The sequence below is a fragment of the Ensifer sp. M14 genome, from assembly GCF_003355565.1.
In the GTDB taxonomy this organism is placed as follows: Bacteria; Pseudomonadota; Alphaproteobacteria; order Rhizobiales; family Rhizobiaceae; genus Ensifer.
Window position 1 is genome coordinate 394229 of the sequence record NZ_QJNR01000018.1, and the last position, 24436, is coordinate 418664.

Sequence of the window (24436 nt, forward strand, 5' to 3'; positions counted from 1 at the left end):
AGATCGCGGCGGTAGCAGGCAGGCACCACAAGGGGATGACATGCTTGAAGTGGCTGAAGCCTACGCCGCGAGAAAGAGGGGCGCACCGAATAGTGCGCCCCCTCGCTATGGTTAGGCGAAGCGGAAATCGTCGATGACGAAGTTTTCCGTTTTCACACCGTTGAAGGTGATGGACGACCCGTCATCGAACGCGATCTGCGCACCGGCATCACCGTCGGTGAAGGCGCCGGAGGACAGGAGCGCCTGGTAGTCGGCGAACACATCCTTCGAAAGCACGACGACGTCCTGCCCTTCAGCCCCGGCCTGGAAGTCCAGGACGACGTCGCGACCGTCGCCGGCGGCAAATACGAAGGTGTCGGCACCCGCACCGCCGGTCAGCACGTCATTTCCCGTGCCGCCGTTCAGCGTGTCGTTACCCGCACCGCCGTTGAGCTGGTCATTGCCAGAGCCGCCGCTGAGCACGTCGTTGCCGCCGCCGCCCATAAGCACGTCGTTGCCGGCACCACCCTCGACCACGTCGTTGCCGTCGCCGGCGACCACTCGGTCATTGCCTGCCCCCGCATCGACCAAGTCGTTGCCATCGCCTGCCAGAACCGTGTCGTTTCCGTTGCCCGCCTCGATCATGTCCTTGGCGTCGGTGGCGACGAGCGTGTCATTGCCGTCGGTGCCTTCGACGACGTTGTACTCGGTGTAGCCGTCGATCTTGATCGTAGCCGTACCGGTCGATTCCCCACCCTGGGCGTCACGCACCGTGTAGGTGACGGTAACCGTGGCGGCCTCACCGTCTTCCAGCGCCTGGAAGGCGGAGGACGGATCGGCGACGAGCTTGCCGTCGACGATCGAGAAGGCCGCAGCCGCCTGAGCATTCGTCAGCGCCAGACCGGCAACCGCCGTGACCGCGAAACCGACGAGCGTCAGCCGGTCGCCTTCGATATCGCTATCGTTGGCAACAAGGTCGAAGCTGGCGGTCTCGTTCTCGGCAACAGTTCCCGTGTCGGCGACGGTCACAGGCGCATCGTTGACCGGCTTGATCGTGACGCTGACGGTGCTTTCGCTACTTCCGCCCTTGCCGTCGGACACGACAACCGTGAAGCTATCCGATCCGTTGACATTGGCGTTTGGCGTGTATGTCCACACGCCGGTCGTGCCGTCGAGTGTAACGCTGCCACTGGCAGGGCCCGCACCGGTCTTGACGGCGTAGGCAAGCGTATCGCCATCGATATCGGTTGCCGCGATCGTGCCGCTGACCGATGTATCCTCGTTCGTCTCGACGGTCAGTGACGATGCAATTGGCGCATCATTGACCGGCTTGACGGTGAAGGTGGCGCCGGCTTCGCTCGAGCCGCCGCGACCATCGGAGATCTGGTAGCGGAAGGAGGCTTCGCCATTGAAGTTGGCAGCAGGCGTGAAGCGAATGCCACCCTCCTCGACGGTGGCAGTGCCCCCGACGACCGAGGTGACGCCCGTCACCTTCAACTGATCGAGATCGGCATCGCTGTCGTTGGCGAGCAGGCTCGCAAACGGGATGACGAAGGATGGTGCGTCCTCGTCGATCGTGGCGAGCGTGTCGCCTACAGCAATCGGGCCCCGATTGACGAGACCATTGGCGATCGCCGCGCGGTTCATCACCGTGCCGTCGGCAAAGGTGACGAGCTCGACGCCGCCGCCTGCCAGCTGGCCCTTCAGGGTCAGCTTTTCGCCATTAGCAAATGCAACCTCGACGGCTTCGCCGTACTTGTGCAGGACGGCTTCACCACGAGCGATGTCGTGCAGCACGAGAACGTCGCTGTCGCCCGATGCGGTCGCGGTTTCGACGATTTCATCGGAGCCTTCGCCACGTCCGTAGACGTAGGTATCGGAACCGTCGCCGCCGATCAGCACGTCGTTGCCGGCACCGCCTTCGATTACGTCGTCGCCGAGACCGCCGGCAATGATGTCGGCACCCTCGCCGCCCATCAGGACGTCGTTGCCCTTGCCGCCGGCAAGCGCGTCACGCCCAGCGCCACCCAACAGCGTATCGTCGCCGTCGCCACCATCGAGGCGATCGTCGCCGCCGTTGCCGATGAGGGTGTCGTTGCCGCCAAGGCCATAGATCGTCTCGCCGGCTTCGCCACCGACCAGCATGTCACGGGCATTTGTGCCGTTGATCACCTGGCCGCCTTCGAGGCCCGATTTCAGATCCACGACCGTCAGATCATCGAAGGAGAGCCCGGCATTGCCCCAGGAATAGAGGCCGAAGGTACCCGCATCGAGACCACGGTCGCCGACTGGATAGGCAAAGAGTGCCTCATCGTTGAGGAAGGCGGTGATCTTGCCGCCGACGACTTCGACGCGCAGTTTCATCGCCTGACCCGGCTCATACTTGCCCGGAACCTGAGCCAGAATTTCCTCCACCCCGTTCTTCATGCGCACGAGATTGAAGATGCTGCCGGCGCCATTGCCGGGGCTGCGGTCGAGGATGCCATCGGCATCGAGCTCGAGCTTGTAGTAGTTCTTGTTGTCCTTGTAGCGGAACAGGAAACCGAGGCCGTCCTTGTCAGGTGTCTGGATCGTTGCCTCGACTGCATAGTCGGTCCAGGCAAGGGCAGCCGGGTCCTTGAACAAGGCGTAGGTGCCGAGACGAAGGACGTTGACGCCGTCGCCAAGCGGGCTCCATCCGCGCTTCCACAGATCCGCGGCGGTTGCCCCGCTCCAAGTCAGCTCGCGGCTCGCAAGCCCCGTCGTCTGTACCAGCTTGCCGTCGGTAAGCAGCCATTCGGATGCCTTGCCATCCGGTCCGATGCCGCCAAGTTCGCCCTCGTCGACGATATTGAAGCGGGAGAGCGACTGCGGCGACGAGAAGTCTTCGGCAACCAGGATCTTGGTGCGGTCAACGACGGTGATATCGACACGGTCGGTCGAAACCGAGCCGTCCACCGCCGTCACCTTGAGCAGCAGCTTGTTGACGCCGGTGTCGAGATTGACGTTGGCGGTCTTGCCATTGGCAATGACGTTGTCGGCAAGGTCGGTCCAGACGTAGTCGACCAATTGCTTCGGGCCGAACGAGCCGGAGGCATCGAGCTTGACGGAAGCCTTGCCGTCGCCGTCGATGTCGTAGGTCCGCTGGTCGATGCCGGCCTTTGCGGTCGTGTCCGCCCTTGTGACGACGATGTCGTCGAAGACCGAAGCACGCTGGCCGCTCGAATAGAGGCCGACGGTGCCGCCGGTAAGCGGAGCATTGGCGTCCGTTACCGGTCCGGCAAAGACATTTTTGTCGCCGAGGAAGATGTTGATGGCACCGCCGGTGACGGCAACCGTCAGCGGGATTTCCATGTTGTAGGGCGAACCTTCATTCACCGATGCAAGGATGGTCTCTATGCCATTGGCAACCTTGACCAATTGCCGGCGATTGGTTTCGCCATCGAGCGTGAAGCGATAGTGGTTGTTGGCATCCTTGTAGTAGAAGAGAACGCCGATCGTGTCGTTGTCGAGCTGCGTCAGCGATGCCTCGAAGACGTAATCCGTCCAGGTAGACGCGCCTTCGCCGACAAAGACCAGCTTGTTGCGGGCGGCATCGCTCTGGTCGAAGAGTGCTGCCTCCGGTGCCGCAAGCCCGGTTGCTCCGGTCGGCCGCGAGAAGACCGTTCCCTTGAGCAGGAAGTTGCCGGTGTTGCCATTGGCGGCACCGATATCGGTCGCCCAACCATTGGCGTTGCCGTCGTTGAAGGTCTCGACCAGCAGGGTGCGGTCACCGCGGACAATCACGTCGACGGTGTCGCTGGTCTTGACGCCGTTGAAATCGGTGGTGGTCAGCGTCAGCTTGTGCTTGCCAAGCTCGAGTTCGGCTCTGGCGTCCTTACCTTCGGCCACCACGTCGCCGTTTTCATTGGTCCATACCCAGCTCTTGATGCTTGCCGGCAACAGCGACTTGGCGCCGGAAAGGGCGACATTGGCGGATGAGGCGCCGGCAGAAGCGTCGGCGATGATGTCGTCGCCGGCTTCGGCCATGGCGCGGGCCTTGCCGCCGCTGACGTCGATATTCTCGAACACTTCCTGGTGGCCGCGATAGTAGCCGGTCAGTCCGTCGCGATCGAGTTCCGGCTTGGTGCGGAAGCCGTCGAGGTAGTCGTCAAAGCCGGTGAAGTAGGTTTCGGTGGAAATGCGGTTGTTGTCGGGGTCGATGGTGATCAGGCGGATGGCGCCGTTGCCGCCATTGTTGCCCTTGGCTTCGTTGCCGTTACCGGTGATTTCGCGTGATACACCGTTCTGGTAGTTGACCAGGAACTGGAAGACCGGCTCGCCATACTGGTTGTAGGTGATGTCGGTTTCAGCACCATCGCCGAAGATATGACCGGAAAAGGTCATGACGATGTTCGGGTAGCGGGCGAGCAGCTCGCGCGAAACATATTCGCCGTCATTGGCGCCGCGCTGGTCGGTGCGCATGCCGTAGTCGTAACCGGCACCCTCGTCGTAGAGCGGAAGGGCCAGATTGTCCTGGCGACCGGCATAGCTCGTCAGCGAGTGGGTAGCGAGCATGACGCGATAATCGGGGTGCGCCTCGATGACGTCGCCTGCCCAACGGATGACGTCGTCGCGTGGACCGAACTCGAGCGAGATCGACAACCACTTGGTGCCATCGGGCGCCGTGAACGTGCTGTAGGTGTTGCGGGCGCTCATCAACTCCTGATCGTAGGCGCCGCCGAAGGTGCCCGGATTGGTCGCTGTCTGCTTGTCGGGCGAGAAACGCTGATCAAGATGGATCGACGAGTGGTCGGCCGCATTGCCGCCGTTCGCCTGGTCATGATTGCCCGGAAGTAGCGCGTAGGGGATCTTGCCATCGAGCTTGCGAAGGGCGGCTTCTGCAATGTCCCACTGGCCGGCAAGGTTGTTCTGGGTGATGTCGCCGACATGGGTCATGAAGACGATGTTGTGGCTCTGGCGATTGTCGACCAGCCACTGCGTCATGTCGCCGAAGAAGTGCTTGATGCCATCGTTGGAGGTGTAGTCCTGGGTATCCGGGAATACGGCGATCGTATAGGCGTTCGCACCGGCGACGCGGACGCGGAAGTCGTCGGTGACAACGTGGCCGGCAGTGTCGGTTGCCGTCACGCGGATGTCGGAGTGGCCGAGTGCAGCGAAATCCAGCACCAGCTTGTTGCCGTTGCTGAGGGCGGCATTCAGCACCTCGCCCTTGCTGTTCTGCACGGTGAAGGTCAGGTTTTCGCCGGAGAAATGCTGCGACAGGTCGATCGTCACATTGTCAGCATCCGGCGTGACCATCATGTCCTTGATGGCCAAGGTCTTGACGACGGAGCCGGGGTTGGGGTTCGTCGTGTCCTGGCCGACGGCCGGAATACCGGCCGTTGCCGGCGTCGTCGTCGACACGGTGGTGCCTTGGCCGCTCAGGGAACCCTGGCCGAATGCAGGCGTGGTCGAGCCCTCGCCGAAACGGAATTCAGTGCCGTTTGAGGACAGCGCATCGCCCTTCAGCGCATCCGGAACAATGCCTTCCGGCTTGGCATTGCCGAGCGCCGAGAGTTCCGAACCGGTCAGAACCTTTTCGATGAACAGGAAGTTGCTGAGGTAGCCGCTAGAGGTTTCACCATCTTCGTCGGCGAAGATCAGGAAGCCCTTGGCCTTGTCGATGGTGAAGCGGGCGGCAAGCGAACCCGTCATCTTCTGCTCGGCGACGAAGTCACCGTTGATGTATTTCTTCATCGAGACGCCGCCGCTGGCGTCCTTGTCGATCGTCAGACCGATGCGGTTCCAGGCATCCAGCTTTGCAGAGCCGCGATAGTCGCTGTTGATGCCGAGACCGAAGCTCTCTCCGCCGACCTTGCCGAAGATGTCACCATCAGACGTGTTGGTGATGTCCGTCTGCAGGAACGGGATCCAGCCGCTGGAGCCCGCCGACGGAAAATAGACGTCATAGACGAGGCTGTAGGACGAAACATTGCCGGTGCCGCCGGGCGACACGAGAATGCCCTGTTGGGCCTGCACACGCGGAATATTCAAAAGCCAATCGGAGGAAGATTGGATTGGCGTCGCTATCGAACTGGGGGAGGAAATCATGTCGGCTTTCTCTCTAAAGATGAACGGGATCGGCTCTTGGCCGTGCGTCACCGTTAGCCGCCGCGCTTACCGCGCAGATGACAGTTGCTTAACAAAACGTAAAACGGCCATAGCGTTTTCCGATGGCTGCCATCGGTTTCACCCCCTATCGGAGGCATCCGGCCGATGTCACGACTGCGGGTGTCATGTGCCTGTGAGATTTTCCGACAATGATGCCGGTATCAATCCAACAGGCCATGCCCGCAGGCAACAGAACCGGAAGCAATGTCGATCACACAATTGAAAGCGTTTCACATCGTCGCCCTGTCCGGCGGCTTCTCCCAGGCCGCTCGCGACATGGCGATCAGCCAGTCGACCCTGTCGCAGCACGTCCGCGAACTGGAAGCGGATTGCGGCCAGAACCTGCTTGATCGAAAGGCACGCGGCGTCAGCCTCAGCGCCCATGGCGAGCGCCTCTTCGAGATCACCTCGCGGCTGTTCCAGGCGGAAAAGGAGGCCAATGCCTTCCTGCGGGGAGAAGCCGGTGTGAATGGCGGGCATCTGCGCGTTGCGGCCGACGGCCCCATCCTGGCGCTACCGATCCTCTCGCGGTTGAAGATCGACCGGCCCAAACTGACCTTTTCCCTTGCCGTCGACAACTCCGCCCGCGTGATCGACCAGATCATCGACTATCGCGCCGACGTGGCGATCACGGCGCAGATCCCCGATGATCCGCGCCTGCACGGCGTGCACTTCCTGAGCATGCGGCTGGGCCTGTGCGTGCCGTCATCCCACCCGTTGGCAGCGCGCGACGGGGTCACGATGAAGGAGCTCGAAGGTCTCTCCTTCGTCATGCGCGAGCGCGGCTCGCGCACCCGCGAAATCTTCGAGAAGAACATTGCCGACCACGGCATCTCGATCCATCAGCTCGTCGAGATCTCCTCGCGCGAAGGCGTGCGCGAGGCCATCGCCAATGGTGTTGGCTTCGGGGTGGTCGCCGACCTCGAATTCGGCCACGACGCCAGGCTTTCCTTCGTGCCGATCGATGACGCCAAAGAGGTCATCGACGAATACGCGATCTGCCTCACCGAGCGCCGCCATCTGCCGCTGATCCGCGGTTTTATCGACGAAGCAAGCCGACTGCTTCCCGACGCTGGCGAGACGTTCCATCTGCCGGAGCATCGCGGGAAAGATATCGTTAAAACAATTGCATCGACATCATTGCTGACGCAATAGATTAACAGACACCTAACGTAACATCAGCCTCAGAGCTTCGCAGCCGCGCCAAAGCCTGTGAGGAAGGAGGTCAGATTGGCGGACAGCGCATCACAGAGGTAGCCGCCTTCCTGGACGATGGCCGTCGGCAGACCCAGGCCGGCGATCGCCGCACCCATCTTGGCAAAGCCAGGCGTCGACACGGAGAGGCCGCCGAAGGGATCGCCTTCAAAGGCGTCGAGGCCGAGTGCCACGACAAGCGCGTCCGGGGCATAGGCACGGATGCGGCGGAAGGCGACGTCGAGAGCTGCCAGGAATTCGGCGTCGCCGGACTTGCGCTCAAGCGGCAGATTGAGATTGTAGCCGAGACCCGGCCCCTCGCCGCGCTCGTCGGCGTGCCCCCAGAAGAAGGGATAGAACCGCACCGGGTCGGCATGGATCGACACCGTCAGCACGTCGGAGCGTTGGTAGAAGATGCCTTGCGTACCGTTGCCGTGATGCAGGTCGATGTCGAGGATAACGACGCGGTCAGCGTTCGACAGGAAGCGCTGCGCTGCGACGGCGGAATTGTTGAGGAAGCAGAAGCCGCCGGCGACGTCGGCAAAGGCGTGATGTCCGGGCGGGCGGCAGAGCGCATAGGCGGCGCGATCGCCTGACATCACCGCATCCGCGGCATCGACAGCGCTCCAGGCGCTCCAGCGCACGCTCTCCCAGGTTTCTCCCGAAATCGGACATGCTGTGTCCGCCATGTGATAGCCAGCCTGCCCCACGGCAGAAGCCGGATATCGGCCATCTCTGGCCAGCGGATGGATGTTCGGAATGACCTCCTCCGAGGCATCAGTGATGCGCTGCCAGCGCGCGTAGATATGCCCGAGGAAGTCGAGATATTCGGGCGTGTGCACCGCGGCAATCGGGCCGAGCCCGTGATCGCGCGGGCGAAGGATGGTGCACCCGGCATCCCGGGCGCCGGTGAGCAACCGCTCGACCCGCTCCGGCTGCTCCGGGTTCGGCTGCGGCGCGCCGCTCGAAAGGAAAGCCTTCGGATTGTGTCGCTTCTGTTCCTGTGCGTAGAAGGCTTTCATGCTGTCTCCCGTTCCTGCATCGTCCAATTTTCAGTCCCCGGCAAGAGCCACGAAGGCCTCGCCATAGGCGGCATGCGCGCGATCCTTCGTCTGCCAGGTGATACCGAGCCGTTCGTAAAGGCGCTGCGCGGCCATATTCTCCACGTCGACCTCCAGCCGCAGATAGTCCCCGCCCCGCGCCTTCGACCAGGAAGCAACCTCCCGCAGAAGGCGCTCGCCGATACCGAGGCCACGGAAGCGGTCGTCGACATAGAGGTCCTGCACGAACACACCCGGCCTCCCGCGCCAGGTCGAGAAGATCGGAAAGAACAGGCAAAGGCCGGCAAACCCTCCATCGACCTCGGCAATCAGACTGCCGAAAGCAGCGTCGGGACCGAAGCCGAAGCGGCGGTAATCCTCTGCCGTGCAAGTCACCTTGCCCGCCATATCGAGCCCACGGCCCATGGCCTGGATCGCGCCATGTATTGTATCCGCGTCGCCGTTCTCCCCGGTGCGAATGTGGATATCTGCGGTCAAGCTCTTGGTTGTCGTCACGGTCGTCCCCTTCGATACTGACGGCTGCAGACCGCAGGCAACCCCGCCCGGGCCCAGGCGTCAGAACGCCACTTGATCTCCGCCTTTGAGGCCGAGAAGATCACGCGCTTCCTTAGGGGTGGCAACCTCCAGCGACAAGGCGTCAAGAACCGTACGGATACGGTGGACCTGTTCGGCATTGCTGGTCGCCAGCTGCCCGCGGCCATTGTAGAGACTGTCTTCCAGCCCCACCCGCACATTGCCGCCCATCGCCGCCGCCATGGTGATCATCGGCATCTGGTGGCGGCCGGCGGCCAGCACCGAGAACGAGTAGTCGTCGCCGAAGAGCTTGTCAGCAATGCGCTTCATATGCGTCAGGTTCTCCGGATCGGCGCCGATGCCCCCCAGGATGCCGAAGACAAACTGGATGAACAGATGGCCGGAAACCAGCCCACGGTCGCGGAAATGTGCCAGCGAATAGAGATGGCCGACATCATAGCATTCGAATTCGAACCTTGTGCCGCATCCCTGTCCGAGACGCGTGAGGATGAACTCCATGTCGGCAAAGGTGTTCTTGAAGATCGAGCCGCGCGTCGCCTCCAACAGTTCCGGCTCCCAAGCGTGTTTCCATTCAGCCGGTTTGTCCAGCGCCGGAAACAGGGCGAAGTTCATCGAACCCATGTTGAGCGAGCACATCTCCGGCTCGGCCTGCAAGGATGCCGCCAGGCGATCTTCAAGCGTCATCAGGGACGAACCGCCGGTCGAGATGTTCACGACGGCATCGGTCGACTGCTTGATGCGCGGCAGGAACTGCATGAACAGCGAAGGGTCAGCGGAAGGCCGGCCGTCAACGGGGTTACGTGCATGCAGGTGCAGGATCGAGGCGCCGGCCTCGGCTGCCGCAATCGCCTCCGAGGCGATCTGGTCCGGCGTGATCGGCAGATGGGGCGACATGGTCGGCGTATGCACCGAACCCGTCACCGCGCAGGTGATGATGACCTTCCTGTGCGACGTCTTGGTTTTCGTCATGATGGCGATCTCAACGGTTGACGGGAAGATTGAGTTCGGCGGCGAGCTGTTCGAGCACATCGCCGAGGATGGCAATGATCTCGCCGATCTGCTCCCGGGTGATGATCATCGGCGGGCAGACCAGGAAATGATCGCCCTCGACACCGCCGCGCGTACGCCTGGAATAGATAATCAATCCGCGCTCATAGGCGAGATCGACGACCCGCTGGTGCGCATTCAATTCCTTCGGCAGCGGCTTCATCGTCTCGCGGTCCGAGACGAACTCGGCGGCGAGCAGCAACCCCTTGCCCCTGACGTCGCCGATGAACGGGAAGCGCTCGGAAAGAGCTACCAGTTCGGCCTTGAGCGCGTCTCCCATGGCGGCGGCATTATCGATCAGACCGAGCCGATCGATTTCATCCAATACGGCCAGTCCGGCAGCACAGGCGAGAGGATTGCCGGCATAGGTGAAGCCGTGCTGGAAACCACCGGCGTCGAGCACGGGCTGAACTAGCCTCGACGGAGCCGCCATCGCACCGAGCGGGCAATAGCCCGAGGCAAAGCCCTTCGACAGCGCGATCAGGTCGGGCTTGCAGTCCCAATGATCGCCGCCGAGGAATTTCCCGGTGCGGCCGGCGCCGCTCATGACCTCGTCATGGATCAGGAGGATGCCGTATTTGTCGCAGATTTCGCGGATGCGTCTGTAGTAGCTGTCAGGCGCGACCAGCGCACCGGTCGAGGCACCGCCGATCGGCTCCATGATGAAGGCAAGCACGCTTTCCGGGCCTTCGGACTGTATCCTGTCTTCCAGCATGTCGGCATACTTGATGCCGCGCTGCTCCATCGTCAGGTTATCGCGATCGAGATAGGCTGTTGGCGCCGGTACTTTCGGCATTTCCCGCATCATCGGCGAGAACGGATCGGAGAGAGCCGCATAACCGGTGACCGCCAGCGCGCCGAGCGTGCCGCCATGATAGGACGGAAAGCGCGAGATCACCTTCCAGCGATCCTTCTGGCCGGTTGCGACCGCCCATTGGCGAGCGAGCTTCAGGCAGGATTCGACCGCCTCCGACCCACCGGAAACGAAGAAGATCTTGTCCATACCCTCGGGCAGTTTTTCGGCGGCACGGCGGGCCAATTCTTCCGCCGGCTCGTTTTCGAAGTGCAGGCGATAGGCGAAGGTCACGCGGTCCATCTGCCGTTTCATCGCCTCGAGCACGTTGCGATTGCCATGGCCGATATTGACCACCATCGCGCCGCTGGAGCCGTCGATCACCCGACGGCCATCCTGGTCCCAGAGATAGATGCCCTCGGCCCGGTCGACCAGCGGCCGACGCAGACGCGACTGGTAGAACAGGTGTGAAGCGGGCCGTTCGTTTGAGGCTGTCGTCTTGAGCATGTCCGGTCTCTGTCAGCGTTTGAGGTAACGGTTGAGAACATTGGCGGTAACGCGTTCGACCATCGCGTCGCCGCGTTTGAGGGCTGCCACCCATTCGCAGCTGCCGGCGTGGAACACCTCACCCTTGCCGCGCGGGAAATTGACGATCATGCCGCAGCCGCGCTTGACGCGATCGACTGCCGCCTCCCCCGCATCGCCGATCAGCGTTTCCGCCACGAACTTGGCGTCGGCGTCGGAAAGGAACTGATCGTCGGCGGGAATGTCGGCGCTTTCTTCCATCAGGGACGACATGCCGAGCGCCAGGATTTCCAAGCCGTCCGGCGCGCCGCTGTCCTTCGTCGGTTCCGGCAGGCCGCCGCGGATGATGTAGTCGAGGCCGTCGACCTCGTAACCGAAGGCATGGCCTTCAGCGCCGAGGATGTCGCCATAGTAGATACCGGTTCCGGCAAAAGCCCAATGCTCCGGACGATAGACCGGAAAGCCACGAGCGCCGCGCGGGGCGCAACCGCCCCAGCCGACATAAAGCCCGCGCGTGGCAATGAGCCCGAAGGTTGAAGAGCCAGGACGGCCGATTTCCTTCGCCTCCCATGAGCCGGTCATGCGTGTCGGATCGGCAGAGTGACAGGCCGGATCCTCGGCGCGCGCTCGGTACTTGTAGCACACTTGCCGCCTGCCACCGTCCTCCAGACGCGTCTGCCACATGAAATTGCCGGCAAAGCGGGCTGCATGGCCGCCCCGTTCGACGTAGGTGTCGACCGCGTCGCGCATCTCCCAGGTCCAGTATTCGTCGTGACCGACGAAGACGACGCAATCGTAGCCGTCGAGGATTTCCGGGTTGAAGTGCAGCTCGTGCTGGCTGGCGAGGTCGACGGCATAGCCCTCACGCTCAGCCCAGCGGAAGAAATGGCTGTCGTAGCTCGCCCAACCGGAAGAGGCATATTTCTTGGAATAGCCGTTGGCATAGGCCCACTCCATGTGGGGATAGCGCGGCGCTACCGCCATCGGCGAATAGATTTCCAACGGCACCCGCGGCGCATCGATTGGCAACTGGACAAAGCCACGGCAGAACGGCCGCTCGATGCTGACAGTCGTCGCATACTGGTCGCGGTTGGGACCGGTGATGCCCTGATAGTGGTTCGATCCACCCCAGGTGTTGTAAGATGTCCAGGATCCGGTCGCCGCCACCTGCAGCACGCGGCCCGGCTTGCGTCCAGCCTCGGGGCGAACGATGAAAAGATGTTGGCAGCGAATGGGCGCCCCATCGCGGCCCTCAGCCGTCAGGGTGATACGGTAGGCGCCAGAGGGCCAGTTCGCATCCGTCTGGAATTCAATCGTCGTCTCCCAGCCGCAGCCGACCACGGAGCATTGATCAGGCGTATCCTGCCAGCGGGCAGCAATGCCCTGCCGTGTCATAACAGGTGTTTCGACGGCGCCGTCCCGCACGATCTCCAGGTTGAACAAGGCCGCGGTCGAACTCACCTGAAGCCGGACGGTTGCGCCCGGCGGGTAGGCGTAGGCGTCGGTGTAGCACCAGATCTCGCCGCGCTCGCCATCCATCCCCGGGTATTCGTAGTAGTGGCCGAGCACTGCTTCGCGGCGTTGCTCCGGCGTCAGCCCGAAATCGGGAAACTGGTTGCTGATCGTCTTCATGGCATCCATCATGCCGCAAGATACTTCTTCAGGAAGGTTCGCGTGCGCTCCTGTTTCGGCTCGCGGAAAATTTCGCTTGGCGCCCCCTGTTCGACAACGACACCGCCATCCATGAACAGCACACGGTCGGCGACCTCGCCGGCAAAGCGCATCTCATGGGTCACGATCAGCATCGTCATATGCTCGGCGGCAAGCTGCTTCATCACAGCGTTGACCTCGTCGACGAGTTCCGGGTCGAGCGCGGAGGTCGCCTCATCGAAGAGCATCACCTTCGGCTGCATTGCCAGTGCTCGCGCAATGGCGACGCGTTGCTTCTGGCCGCCGGAAAGCCGCGAGGGATAGGCATCGACCTTCTCCGCCAGCCCAACCTTCGACAGAAGCTCGACCGCCAGTTCGCGCGCGGCCGCCTTCGCCATGCCCTTCAGGATAACGGGCCCCATCGTGACGTTTTCGATCACCGTCAGGTGCGGGAACAGATTGAAGTGCTGGAACACCATGCCCATCTGCTGGCGCACCGCATTGATATGGCGCTCGAACGCCTGACCGCGCAGATCCTGGTTGACCTTGATGCCATCGAGCCAGATCTCGCCGCCGTTCAAGGTTTCCAGATGATTGATCGAGCGCAGCAGCGTGCTCTTGCCGGAACCGCTGGGTCCGATGATGGCAACGATCTGGCCGCGGTCGACCGACAGGTCGATGCCCTTGAGGACTTGAAGCTCGCCATAGGCCTTGCGGGCCCCTTTGACTTCGACCATGGGTCGCTGGGCGGTCATCGTGATACCTCCACGTTCTGTTCGACCCGGCGCAGACCCGCTTCGAGCACGAGGTTTAGGATGTAGTAGAGAGCGGCGGCAACGATGTAGAACTCGAAGGGCCGATAGGTCTCGCTGATCGCCAGCTGTGCCGAATGGACGAGCTCGGCGATCCCGATGATCGAGACCAGGGACGACTCCTTCAGCAGTGCGATCAGGTTGTTGCCGATGGCAGGCACGGTGTTGCGTATGGCCTGCGGTACGACGACGTAGCGCAACGTCTGAAATTTGCCGAAGCCGATACTGCGCGCGCCTTCGCTCTGGCCGGCATCGACTGCGACGATACCCGCACGCAAGACGTCGGCGTTGTACACGGCGAAATGCAGCCCAAGCCCGACGATGCCGGCGACCAAAGCGGGGATCTTGAAGTCAAGTTGGCCCAGACCGTAGTAGATCAGAAAGAGCTGAAGCAGCAGCGGCGTGCCCATGAACAGCCACATGAACGCCCGAACCGGCCACGTGACGATTTTAGGCGCGTAAAGCACTGTGACGGCGAAGACAATACCGAAGACGAAACTGATCGCCCCCGCCGAGACTGTGAGGATGGCAGTCCACCACACGCCAGTCCAAAGAATGTCCGCATACGGAGGTATGACGCTGAAATCGAGACCTTGCAAGGTTTCCTCCTCCTCACACGATCGCGTAGCGGCGGTCGAGCAGATCGACGATCCGCGCCACGACATAGATGATGATCATGTAGAGCACGGCGGCGACGCCGAAGATCTCGAATGGCTTGTACGTCGACCCAATGAACCGCTGCGCGGTATAGGTGAGCTCGACAACCGAAATCGTCGAGACCAGCGCCGAGCCCTTGACGAGTGCCACCGTATTGACCCCGAGTGGGCGGATCATCATGCGGGCGGCTTGCGGAAGAATGACTTTGCGCATTGTCTGCATCCGGCTGAACCCGATGGAGCGGGCGGCCTCTGCCTGGCCGCGATCAACCGACAGGATTGCTCCGCGGATGGCTTCGGCCATGTAGGCGCCGATGTTCAGCCCAAGCCCGATCACGCCGGCGGCGAACGGTTCGAGGTTGATGCCGATCTGCGGCCCGCCGAAGTAGAGAACGAACAACTGAATAAGGCAGGGCGTACCGCGAAACAGACTGACATATGCGGAACCGAAGGCGCGCAAAGGCAGCGAACGCGACATCTTTGCCGCCGCCACGAGAAAGGCGACAACAAGTCCGAGGGCCAGCGAAAGCGCCGAAATCTCGATCGTGACCCACGCTGCCTCCACAAAAAACGGGAAGACGCGCTGTATCAGCGAAAAATCCATTCGGGAAACTCCAGGAAAAGATCAGAAATTCCCGACCACCTGGACGGCGGCCGGAAATGCCTCTTGGTTGATCAGCGGATGTCGCTGCCGATCCATTCCATCGCGATCTTTTCATAGGTGCCATCGGCCATGATGTCGTCGAGCGCCTTTTGCATCGCGGCCTGCAGCTCCGGATTGTTTTGCCGGATCGCGATACCGGCAAAAAGCTCGCCGCCCGAGATCTCCGTGGTCTCAAGCTGGCGGATCTTTTCGCCGCTCTTGATTGCGACCTTCACCGGAATGTTGTCGTTGATGATCGCATCGACGCGCCCGCTGTTAAGCTCGAGCAGCAACTCCGGCAGCCCCTTGTAGGTGCGAATTTCCCAACCGCCCCGCTCCCGCGCCCATTTCTCATGCGTTTCGCCGAGCGTCACGCCAACCGTCTTTTCCGTCAGCTCGTCCAGGCTCTTGATCGGAGAGTCCTCCTTCACGAACACGGCGCGGCCGGTGCGATAATAGGGACCGACGAAATCGATCACCTTGTCGCGCTCCGGCGTGATCGTCATGGAGCCGACGACAGCATCGTACTTGTTGGCAAGCAGGCCGGCGATGATCCCGTCCCAGGCGGTCGTCACGATCTTGACCTTTACGCCCAAACGCTCGCCAAGCGCCTGACCGATCGAGGGGTCGAAACCGACCACTTCGTTCTTGTCGTTGACGAAGTTGAACGGAGGATACTGCCCGGTCATCGCGATCCGAAGTTCACCTGCGGCCTTGATGTCCTCCAGTTCGTCGGCGCTTGCCGGGGCGGCTGAAAAAGTGGCTGCGACAGCCATCGTTGCGGCCAGAAGGCCGGAGAATACGGTTCTCATGAGATGTTCCTTGTTCCTCTGATGGAATGCGCCTTCTTGTGCGCTTGGCACGGACAGTTCGGGTCCGACGAAGGTCATGATTGCTTTTGCATCAACATTGCGCAAATAGATAATGGGAATAGAAGGCATAGATTTCAGGAATGGTAACACCTCGATCCGAACGGCTCGTCTGGGAGCTCGACTGGAACCTGCTGCGCACCTTCGTGGTGATCGCGGAGGTCAAGAGCATCACGCGTGCAGCCGAGCGGCTGAACCTCAAACAACCGAGCGTCAGCAATGCTTTGAAGCGGCTGGAGGACCGCGTCGGGCGGCGGCTGGTGGAGCGGGATGCGACGCGCTTCGACCTGACGGAAGTCGGCCAGCTTCTCTATGAGCAGGCCGTCGAAGTGTTCGGGACCATATCCCAACTGCCGCAACTGGTGCGTGGCGTCAGCGACGACGTGACCGGGCACGTGACGATCGCCGTCGCCAGCCATGTCGTATCGCCGATCTTCGACCGGGCGCTGATGGAGTTTCATCGCGACTATCCGCGCGCGACGCTGAATATCTCGGTCGCCGCAAGCGGCGAAGTCACCCGCCAGGTGCGGGAGAAGCGGGCATCCTTCGGCCTCTGCCTCGTCAGCGTGCGCGACCCGGCACTGGACTATCTGCTGGTCTTCCGCGAGTTCTTCGGCTTCTTCTGCGGGCCCCATCACAGGCTGTTCGGCAAGCAAGGATTAAAACTCGCCGACCTCAAGGGCGAGACCTCGGTGTCGTTCCACACGGACCATATCGCCGATGCATTGCGGCCGGTGGCGCTTCTGCGCAGCGAGGCCAAACTCAATGCCAACGTCGTTGGTGTCTCCTCGAGCCTGGAAGAGGTGCGCCGCATGATCATGGCAGGCCTCGGCGTCGGGCCGTTACCGCTGCACGTGGCGCGTCGCGACGTGGCGGACGGGGCGCTCTGGCGGCTGCCCCCTTACGAGGCGCCGCCTGCAATCGACATCTTTCTGCTGACAAACCCCGACAAGGCGTTGAACCGCGCAGAAAAGGCGCTGCTTGCCGGGCTGCAGACGCTCATCGCCGAGACCCCGGCCGAAGAACGGATCTATGCGGACTGAGGACGCGCGGATGGCGACCGATCACGCTTGAAGCAATGTCTCTGCGCGGGCGCGGGCCGCCGGCTCCAGCGCCATGGCGGTGCGCGCTGAAAGATCGAAGCGAACCGTCACGGTTCGGTTGACGGCATGAACGACGTCGTCGAGGGTCCCCGACATGACCTGCTCGAAGGCCACCGAGGAACGGCCGAGCTTGACGACCCGCGAGCGGATGGTGATCAGCGTGCCGGCTTTGGTTTCGTGTTTGTACTCCGTTTCCGACCGGACATCGGCCCAGCCCCAGGCCTTCTCGCCTTCAGCCGCGAGCCCCGCGATATGGCCGAGCAGCTGGAAGCTGGCATCATCGAACATTGCCGCATAGTGGCGCACGTTCATGTGTCCCATCGTGTCGCACATCCAAGGATGCGCAACGCCGACATAGGTGGTCAAAGGCTGGCTCGACATTGCTGAACCTCGCTGAAGGATGCCTGGACAAAACGGCTGAGAGATAGCGGATGACGAAGCCGCCTGTCCATGCCGTGGTAACGACGACCACTCCCGCGATCAGTGCTGATAGCGATCGAAATATCAGTGGGTAAGCGCCGGCCGCACGAACACGCAGGCTAGGCGCTTGCCTTCGATCTCCCTAGGCTGCCCCGAAAATGCGCAAGGAGGCATGATCGTGAAAGTCTATCTGGCCGGGCCTGAAGTGTTCCTCAGCAACGCCGTGCAGATCCAGGCGCGAAAGGCAGAACTTGCCCGTGCCGCCGGTTTCACACCGCTGGTGCCGGGCGACCTGGAAATCCCGCCGGCCGACACCAAGCATGCCCGCGGCGTCGCCATCTACGGTGTCGACGAAGGCATGATGCTGGCCAGCGACATGATCATCGCCAATCTGACGCCGTTTCGCGGCATCAGCGCCGATGTCGGCACGGTCTTCGAACTCGGTTTCATGTGCGGCCGTGGCCGCCATGTCTATGCCTACACCAACACCTCGCGCAGCTACTACGACCGCATTCTCAACGGCCATTACGGCGGAAACGCCGCCGCGCGTCCGGACGGTCGCATGGCCGGTCCGGACGGGGTGAGTATCGAGGATTTCGACATGTCCGACAATTTGATGCTCGACGGCGGTATCCTTGCGCGCGGCGGAACCTTCGTGAAGCGCGAAGTGGCGGAAGCGGACCGCCTGACAGACCTTGAGGCCTTCAAGGAATGCCTGGCGATTGCCGCCAAGCAACACCTCACCTGAGCGATCGAGCCCGTTTAGTCGACCGGGCTTAGTCGACTGGGCAGGGCCAATTGGCCGGAACGGATAGCCCGGCAGGCAGCTTGGTGGCGGTGTCGCCGCATGTCAGGTTGACCTGTTCCTGCTCAAGCCCGGTCGCGGCCGACAGGTCAACACCTTCGATCCGCGTCAGGAACATGAAGGCATCGGTGAAATCGAGCGGACCTTCAAAGGTAGAACCGCTGAATGTGGCGCGCGACAGATTGGCCATCGGGAAACGCGTGCCCGTGATCACCGCCTTGTCGAAATTGGCGCGCCCGAGCTCAGCCTTCTCGAAATCGGCGCCCGTCAACTTGGCGCCTGTGAAATTGGTTCGCTGCAGCTCGGAGCTGTTGAAAGACGCGCCTTCGGCCGAGATGCCGGCAAAACTGCTGCGATAGGCTTCGACCTTGGCAAAGTTCGCCTTGTCAGCCCTGGCGCCGGCGAGCGATGAGCGCACGAGCGTCGCCTTCTCCAGATTGGCCGCCGTGAGATTGGCGCCCCTGAGATCGGTAAGCGTGAAGTCGGTGTTGGCCAGGTTGCCGCCTTCGAGATCGATGCCGCCGAGCATCAGTTGTTTCTTGTTGCAATCACTCCAGTCGGCACCCGGCGCCGACGGTCCCTTGCAATTGGCTGCATTGGCGAAATCAGAAAATGTGAGCACCACAAGCAATGCGGACAGACCGATGGCCGAGTTTTTGCCGCAGGCGCGAATGGCGCGCTGGATGCCGACGGTGTCGCTGAGGCCACCCTCCCCAGTTGCGACGGACGAACGAATGGGCTTTTGATTGGGGATATGCATGGCGCTGCTCCACGGCCCTTAAGGTGGACCGGTTCTGTTGCTTTTCTCGCGTGCGCGCTTTGTCGCCGAGCACAGTCGCCGGAAGAGCACATCGCAGCTTAAGCGTATGACATTGTTGCTCTTCGCGCAAATGACACCCGCGCGACATGGCAATCAGGATTTGCCAGCCTGCAAAGACGCGCGGGCTCTCGTCCGCTGCGACGTCGCCTCCCCCCGCCGCGCCCGTCATCAATGCTGAGGGCCGATCTATATCGCCGCCGTACTCAACCACGTGAGCGCTGCAACGGCCGAAAGGGCGATCCACCCGGGGTGTAGTCCCCTTGATCCGATGAGAGCGAGCAAGGCACCGGCTGCGTTTGCAAAGACAGCGGCAGCCACGACAAGCCCGAGCGGCGAGGAAAGATGTGGTTTGAAGGCGAGTTGGATGAGCATTCCGGCAAAGGCCCAGCCAAACACTGTCGCCAGGTGCCACGTTGCCCACAATATCCCAACATGCCGTTCAGTCAGTAGCGCACAACCGCGCCTTGGGACCAGCCGGCCGCTGCGCAGATGTCGAAAGATCAACACTTCTCAGAGAACGGAGTGGACCAGCCCGGTAACGAGAGCAAGCAGACCCGCAGCGGCAAGCTTGATTTGCAAGAATGCCTCCATGAATTTGTAGCGTTCGCTGGCACGCCCGTTCAGAGGATCGAGAGTATGAACCTTGTCCTTCGCCAACAATGATCGCCACATTTCTCGACTGCGCATTGCAGAGTCAGTCGATGGCCGACAATGCCATGCCATGCCATGCCACACGTTACGTAACGCGAGCTTGCCTTGCCGATACAAAACATGCAATATCCATACAATTCGTCCCATGAGGTGACATCATGACTTTGGATGCATCGGAAACGACCTGGCTGCCGGCAATCCGCAAAGCCAACGGCCCGCTCTATATCGCCATTGCCGACGCCATTGCCGTCGATATTGCCGAGGGCCGCCTGTCCGAAGGTGCACGGTTGCCACCGCAGCGCGCGCTTGCCGGCGCGCTGGGCATCGACTTCACCACGGTGAGCCGCGCCTACAATGAAGCGCGACATCGCGGACTGGTGGAAGGTCGCGTCGGTCAGGGCACCTACGTCAAGGCGCGACGGATGAAAGGACTGCAGCCGGCAGCCGATGGCCTGGTCGACATGAGCATGAACCTGCCACCGCTGTTCGACGACCCCGTCCTGACGATGCGGCTGTGGAGCGACATCGCCAGCCTGCAAAGTGAACACGGGCTCGATCTCTTGATGCGATATCAGGCGGCGGGCGGCGCACAGCATAATCGGACGGTCGGCGCGACCTGGCTACGACCGCGCCTTGGTGACATCCCGGCCGAGCGGGTGCTCATCTGCGCTGGCGCACAAAGCGCTCTGCTGGCCGTCGTCAGCAGTCTTGCCGGGGCTGGTGAGGCGATCGCGGCGGAGGCCATTGCCTATCCCGGCTTGCGGGCGCTTGCCGCTCATCTCAGCATCGAACTCGTCGGTATTCCAATCGACGAAAATGGGATGATCCCGGAACAGCTTGAGGCGATCTGCAAAACAAGAAGATTAAGAGCGCTCTATTGCAACCCCACGCTCCACAATCCGACCACCTCGACGTTGCCGCTGGAGCGCCGCAAGGCGATCGTTGCCATTGCGCGGACCCATGGCTTGGCCATCATCGAAGACGATGCCTATGGCGCGATACCGGCCGCAGCCCCGTCACCCTTGGCATCCCTTGCACCGGATCTCGCCTACCACATCGCAGGCCTCGCCAAGTGCCTTTCGCCAGCACTGCGGATCGCCTATCTCGTCGTTCCCGATCGCCAAAGCTCCGTTCGCATGGAGGGCGCGATCCGTGCGACGAGCGGCATGGCGCCACCCTTCAACGCCGCAGTTGCGACACGCTGGATCGAAGACGGAACAGCAAGCGAAGTCCTCCGCGCCATTCGCCGGGAGGTGACGATCCGGCAGGCCATGGTCAGCCGGTTGCTGCCGAAGGACATTGTCCAGACGGACCAGGAAGGCTTTCACCTGTGGCTGCACCTGCCGCCACCGTGGACGCGTGGTGATTTTTCCGGCCGGCTCAGGGCGTCCGGCATCAGCGTCGTTGCCAGCGATGCCTTCGCGCTAGGCCCGGCGCCGGAGGCCGTGCGCCTTGGTCTTGGCGCGGCACGAACGCACGAAGAATTGCAGCGCAGCCTCATGACGATTGCGGATCTACTGCAGCAGACGCCAACGGCATCGAGCCTGGTCGTTTGAGGCGCTCCATCGGTGAACGGCGAAATTGTCGCAGTAATGTATGCATACAATAAATTGACAATGTACGGATTTGAGCGCACTAATTTGCGCAGGCCTGAGGCGGCACAGGACATTCGTTGACCGCACCCAGGCAACTCGGCTGGCGCACCGGCAAAGGCTGCGCCGCAGACGCCTGAAAGGAACGCATATGTCTACGGATCATGACTGGCCGCCCATCCCTCCCATGCAAACCGGATTGCGCGGCCGTTGTCCGCGTTGCGGCCAGGGGCATCTGTTTGAAGGCTTCCTGAAGATGCGCAAGACGTGCGAAGTCTGCGACCTCGACTACTCCTTCGCCGACCCCGCCGACGGACCAGCCTTCTTCGTCATTTGTTTTGGCTGCGTACCGAGCGTGCTGCTCGGTGTCTGGCTGGAGGTGCAATACAGCGCACCGCTGTGGATGCACCTGCTGGTGACCGGACCGTTCATGTTGCTGACGTGCATTCCGCCGCTTCGGCCGCTCAAGGGATGGTTGGTCTCAAGCCAGTTTTTCTACAAGGCGGAGGAAGGAAAGCTCGTGCGCAGACAGGTCGAGCCGCCGCTCGCTCCAACGCAATAGCCGTCGACGGCGTGACACTGGGGTCCAATTCGCCAGCCTCCTGGCGGCGCCCGATAGCGAATACCGACATGGCGCGGACAATGCCCGCGCCATATTCTGCTTGCCCCGAACGAGGTTGAGCAATGCTGCATGGCCTTACCCCCGAGGCCATGACCCGAATTTCGCGGCACTGGTTCTTAACCACGAAACTGCGGTGGTGCCATGCGCCGGTGCAGTGCATCATACCTGCGCCGACCTCTCAATCTCAGATCATTGCACTGCGGGCGTTGGCTCACCGAGCGAAAGCATCAAACGGTTCGCCCAGTTGAAGAAAGCGGCGCCGTGGATGACGTCGGCGATCTCAAGTTCATCGAGGCCGGCTGCGGACAGGCGCTCGATATGTTCGTCATCCAAAGTGGGTGGCGTCGCCGTCAGCGCCACCGAGGCCGCAATGATCGCGTTCCAGCGATCGCCGAGATCCACCTCCACGCCTTCGTCGAGCAACTTCTGCACATCGTCGCCGCGCTTGGAGTGGTGCGCGGCGAAACGCGAATGCACGGAGGCGCAGAAGATGCAGCCGTTCGACCGCGATGCAGCCGTTGCCGCAAGCTCGCGCTCGGCGCGCGGCAGGCCCGTTCGAGTGTTGTAGAAGATGTCCTTGTCCGTCTTCGTGCGGGCCTCAAGAACCTGGGGATCGCGAACGAGCAGACGGAAATAGGGTGACTTGGCGCGCGACGCCTCGACGAGGCCGGCAAGATGCGCCTCCGTCAGATCGTCTTCCGCAAGCGGCTTAAGCCACGGTGTCCAGCCGATCTCGGCCTGCGTGAACGCCACTGGCCGATTTTCGATCGCGGGCGTGATGATGTGGTCGGTCATGACAAACTCCTTGTGACGGTCAGGCGGCTGCGCGTCGGGCAGAAGCGGCCAGCAGGCTGAGCCCGGCGATCACCCGGATCTGGAATGCGACGAATGAAACGAGCTGCGACAGCGTCACGATACCGTCTGTCGTCCAGCCCGCATCGAGGAGCGCCTGCAGCGCCTTGGAGCTTGCATCACGGGGGCGGAAGACAAGCAGGTGCGCATGCTCGAGCGCAGCTGCAAGCTTTTCGCCAAGCGCCTCATGGCCGGCCTTAGAGACCTGGTAGATCAGGCCTTGCGCGTTCTCGACGCTCAACGGGCCGGCCGGATATTGGCCGTATGGCCCGACGGCCTGGGCTGCACCGATCTCGGCCTTCAGCACCTCGACCAACCAGCGGTTCTCCTCGCTGTCCCCAAGCGGGTTGACGTAGAACTCAAAGATATCGGGTTGCCGATGCAGGCCTGCGACGAAGCTGGCGATGGCCTGGCGTTCGACCAGCGAAACATCGCCGATCGTGTCGGGCACGAAAAGCGCAAGATAGCTTTTCTGCGCCTGCTCGCGCGTCTCCGGTCTCTGGGTGCGAATACGATCGAGCGATGAGCCCGGCTTGATGCCTGCGAGCAGGTCGATGATATCGGGTGTCGATGTGGTCACGTGAAGTCTCCTTCCTTGAATTGAGCGACGCCGCTGGCGTCGAGAATGTCAGCCGACGGCTCCAAGCCTGCGGGGGGCGAATTTCTCTTCCGGCGCCCACCCCAGCGCCGGCGCGACCTTGGTCGCGATCAGCTCTATGGAGCGCAGGATCAGCGGGTGCGGCGGATCGATGGAGTGAACCTGGAAGACGAGGTCTGTGACCCGATCGAGTGTCGTATCCGCACGCAGACTTTCGATGACGTCATCGGCTGTGCCGACATGGACGTCGAAAGCGGCGATCAAATCGGCGAGCGAGTTGCCCGCCGGCTTCAGACCTGATGCAATCAAGCGCTCAGCGCCACGGCGCAAACCGACCTCGGCCAGGCGCAACGCCTCATCGCGGCTGTCGGCCACGAACAGGCTACGCGAACCCAGAATTCGCGGCGCGCGGCCCACTGGCAATGCCGCGAGGTAGGCGTCGATGATCGGGTTCTGCAGCTCTGCGAGCGGCGCATTCGGGCGGTCCGCGGACCGAGGCTGGGTGCGCGACAGCATCAAGCCGTCGCCGGCGCGCCCTGCCCGCTCGCCGCCTGCGACGGAGAACGTCGCCTGCCAGATCCGGTCGAGCAGTTGCGGTGCAGTCGGATAAAGCTGGTCGCCGCCCGCGAGGCTGCGCCCGGCCCACGCGTCGAGAACAACGCGCAGGTGCCGGCTGAAAATATCACCGCGCTCGGCACTCTCAAGGCCGAACGCAGTGAAGGACGACGGTGTGCCGCCGGTGCCGAAGCCGATCTCGACACGCCCGCAGGAGAGAAGGTCAAGGACCGCCGCGTCCTCGGCAACCCGGATCGGGTTTTCGAGCGGCAGGGTGATGACGCCAGTGCCGAACCGGATCCGCGAGGTCTGCGCGGCGACATGCGCCAGGAAGACGAGCGGCGCCGGCAGACCACCCTCGTCGGCATGGAAGTGATGCTGGGCCACCCAGGCGGTATCGAAGCCGAAACGCTCGGCTGTGGCGATTTGCTCTGCCGCATAGTGATAGCGCGCGCCGGCGGGGACGTCGTCGAGGAGGCGTGTAAAGAACCCGAGGCGCTTGCGTAGCGTCTTTGTCATTGTC

General features: G+C 62.3%; 21 protein-coding genes. 5 read left to right on the plus strand and 16 right to left on the minus strand.

Annotated features, from left to right (window positions below):
• Window positions 1-111: 111 nt before the first annotated feature.
• Window positions 112-5979 carry an Ig-like domain-containing protein gene (locus BLJAPNOD_RS34365; RefSeq protein WP_244611205.1) on the minus strand — a complete coding sequence of 1956 codons (5868 nt, stop codon included), beginning with the start codon at window positions 5977-5979 and terminating at the stop codon, window positions 112-114.
• 336 nt (window positions 5980-6315) lie between these two features.
• Between BLJAPNOD_RS34365 and BLJAPNOD_RS34370 the strand changes: the two genes are divergently transcribed.
• Window positions 6316-7266 (plus strand): LysR substrate-binding domain-containing protein, encoded by a 951-nt coding sequence (locus tag BLJAPNOD_RS34370; protein WP_077498930.1) that lies wholly within the window; start codon window positions 6316-6318, stop codon window positions 7264-7266.
• 29 nt (window positions 7267-7295) lie between these two features.
• Here the strand turns inward: BLJAPNOD_RS34370 and BLJAPNOD_RS34375 are convergent, their stop codons facing one another.
• From BLJAPNOD_RS34375 to BLJAPNOD_RS34415, 9 genes are all read right to left on the minus strand, one after another.
• Window positions 7296-8327 carry a histone deacetylase family protein gene (locus BLJAPNOD_RS34375; protein WP_077498932.1) on the minus strand — a complete coding sequence of 344 codons (1032 nt, stop codon included), beginning with the start codon at window positions 8325-8327 and terminating at the stop codon, window positions 7296-7298.
• A gap of 30 nt (window positions 8328-8357) precedes the next feature.
• The gene (locus BLJAPNOD_RS34380; RefSeq protein WP_244611206.1) at window positions 8358-8861 is read right to left on the minus strand and encodes a GNAT family N-acetyltransferase; all 504 of its coding nucleotides are present in this window, start codon (window positions 8859-8861) and stop codon (window positions 8358-8360) included.
• Between the two features lie 60 nt (window positions 8862-8921).
• Window positions 8922-9869 (minus strand): 3-keto-5-aminohexanoate cleavage protein, encoded by a 948-nt coding sequence (locus BLJAPNOD_RS34385; RefSeq protein WP_077498934.1) that lies wholly within the window; start codon window positions 9867-9869, stop codon window positions 8922-8924.
• A 10-nt stretch (window positions 9870-9879) separates the two neighbouring features.
• On the minus strand, window positions 9880-11247 hold the full coding sequence (locus BLJAPNOD_RS34390; protein ID WP_077498936.1) for an aspartate aminotransferase family protein: 1368 nt from the start codon (window positions 11245-11247) through the stop codon (window positions 9880-9882).
• A 12-nt stretch (window positions 11248-11259) separates the two neighbouring features.
• Window positions 11260-12897 (minus strand): N,N-dimethylformamidase beta subunit family domain-containing protein, encoded by a 1638-nt coding sequence (locus BLJAPNOD_RS34395; RefSeq protein ID WP_077499077.1) that lies wholly within the window; start codon window positions 12895-12897, stop codon window positions 11260-11262.
• 8 nt (window positions 12898-12905) lie between these two features.
• Window positions 12906-13670, minus strand: coding sequence for an ectoine/hydroxyectoine ABC transporter ATP-binding protein EhuA (gene ehuA / locus BLJAPNOD_RS34400; protein WP_077498938.1), 765 nt, complete (start codon window positions 13668-13670; stop codon window positions 12906-12908).
• A complete protein-coding gene (locus tag BLJAPNOD_RS34405; RefSeq protein WP_077498940.1) occupies window positions 13667-14326 on the minus strand; it encodes an amino acid ABC transporter permease in 660 nt (219 codons plus the stop codon). Before BLJAPNOD_RS34405 ends, ehuA begins: the two co-directional genes overlap by 4 nt.
• A 13-nt stretch (window positions 14327-14339) precedes the next feature.
• Window positions 14340-14987 (minus strand): amino acid ABC transporter permease, encoded by a 648-nt coding sequence (locus tag BLJAPNOD_RS34410; protein ID WP_077498942.1) that lies wholly within the window; start codon window positions 14985-14987, stop codon window positions 14340-14342.
• Between the two features lie 71 nt (window positions 14988-15058).
• Window positions 15059-15838 (minus strand): ABC transporter substrate-binding protein, encoded by a 780-nt coding sequence (locus BLJAPNOD_RS34415; protein WP_077499079.1) that lies wholly within the window; start codon window positions 15836-15838, stop codon window positions 15059-15061.
• 140 nt (window positions 15839-15978) lie between these two features.
• On the opposite strand from BLJAPNOD_RS34415, the gene BLJAPNOD_RS34420 reads away from it, so the two are divergent.
• Window positions 15979-16938, plus strand: a complete 960-nt coding sequence (locus tag BLJAPNOD_RS34420) for a LysR family transcriptional regulator (protein WP_077498944.1) — start codon at window positions 15979-15981, stop codon at window positions 16936-16938.
• A gap of 21 nt (window positions 16939-16959) precedes the next feature.
• On the opposite strand, the gene BLJAPNOD_RS34425 is transcribed toward BLJAPNOD_RS34420, so the two are convergent.
• Window positions 16960-17379: an acyl-CoA thioesterase gene (locus BLJAPNOD_RS34425; protein ID WP_077498946.1), complete on the minus strand. Its 420-nt coding sequence runs from the start codon at window positions 17377-17379 to the stop codon at window positions 16960-16962.
• Between the two features lie 211 nt (window positions 17380-17590).
• On the opposite strand from BLJAPNOD_RS34425, the gene BLJAPNOD_RS34430 reads away from it, so the two are divergent.
• The gene (locus BLJAPNOD_RS34430; RefSeq protein WP_077498948.1) at window positions 17591-18166 is read left to right on the plus strand and encodes a nucleoside 2-deoxyribosyltransferase; all 576 of its coding nucleotides are present in this window, start codon (window positions 17591-17593) and stop codon (window positions 18164-18166) included.
• 28 nt (window positions 18167-18194) lie between these two features.
• On the opposite strand, the gene BLJAPNOD_RS34435 is transcribed toward BLJAPNOD_RS34430, so the two are convergent.
• Together BLJAPNOD_RS34435 and BLJAPNOD_RS35525 are read right to left on the minus strand one after the other, a co-directional pair.
• Window positions 18195-18983, minus strand: a complete 789-nt coding sequence (locus BLJAPNOD_RS34435) for a pentapeptide repeat-containing protein (protein WP_077498950.1) — start codon at window positions 18981-18983, stop codon at window positions 18195-18197.
• A 570-nt stretch (window positions 18984-19553) separates the two neighbouring features.
• Window positions 19554-19700, minus strand: coding sequence for a hypothetical protein (locus BLJAPNOD_RS35525; RefSeq protein WP_158556220.1), 147 nt, complete (start codon window positions 19698-19700; stop codon window positions 19554-19556).
• Between the two features lie 152 nt (window positions 19701-19852).
• Between BLJAPNOD_RS35525 and BLJAPNOD_RS34440 the strand changes: the two genes are divergently transcribed.
• Window positions 19853-21250 (plus strand): PLP-dependent aminotransferase family protein, encoded by a 1398-nt coding sequence (locus BLJAPNOD_RS34440; RefSeq protein WP_115423081.1) that lies wholly within the window; start codon window positions 19853-19855, stop codon window positions 21248-21250.
• 187 nt (window positions 21251-21437) lie between these two features.
• On the plus strand, window positions 21438-21848 hold the full coding sequence (locus BLJAPNOD_RS34445) for a DUF983 domain-containing protein (RefSeq protein WP_115423083.1): 411 nt from the start codon (window positions 21438-21440) through the stop codon (window positions 21846-21848).
• A gap of 249 nt (window positions 21849-22097) precedes the next feature.
• Here BLJAPNOD_RS34445 and BLJAPNOD_RS34450 read toward each other — a convergent pair whose 3' ends face one another.
• Genes BLJAPNOD_RS34450 through BLJAPNOD_RS34460 form a run of 3 tightly spaced genes read right to left on the minus strand, consistent with a single transcriptional unit; the run spans window position 22098 to window position 24432 of the window.
• The gene (locus tag BLJAPNOD_RS34450) at window positions 22098-22703 is read right to left on the minus strand and encodes an alkylhydroperoxidase domain protein (protein WP_115423085.1); all 606 of its coding nucleotides are present in this window, start codon (window positions 22701-22703) and stop codon (window positions 22098-22100) included.
• Between the two features lie 19 nt (window positions 22704-22722).
• Window positions 22723-23340 (minus strand): CMD domain protein, encoded by a 618-nt coding sequence (locus tag BLJAPNOD_RS34455; RefSeq protein ID WP_077498957.1) that lies wholly within the window; start codon window positions 23338-23340, stop codon window positions 22723-22725.
• A 48-nt stretch (window positions 23341-23388) separates the two neighbouring features.
• Window positions 23389-24432, minus strand: a complete 1044-nt coding sequence (locus BLJAPNOD_RS34460; protein ID WP_115423087.1) for a putative FMN-dependent luciferase-like monooxygenase — start codon at window positions 24430-24432, stop codon at window positions 23389-23391.
• Between the last annotated feature and the right edge of the window lie 4 nt (window positions 24433-24436).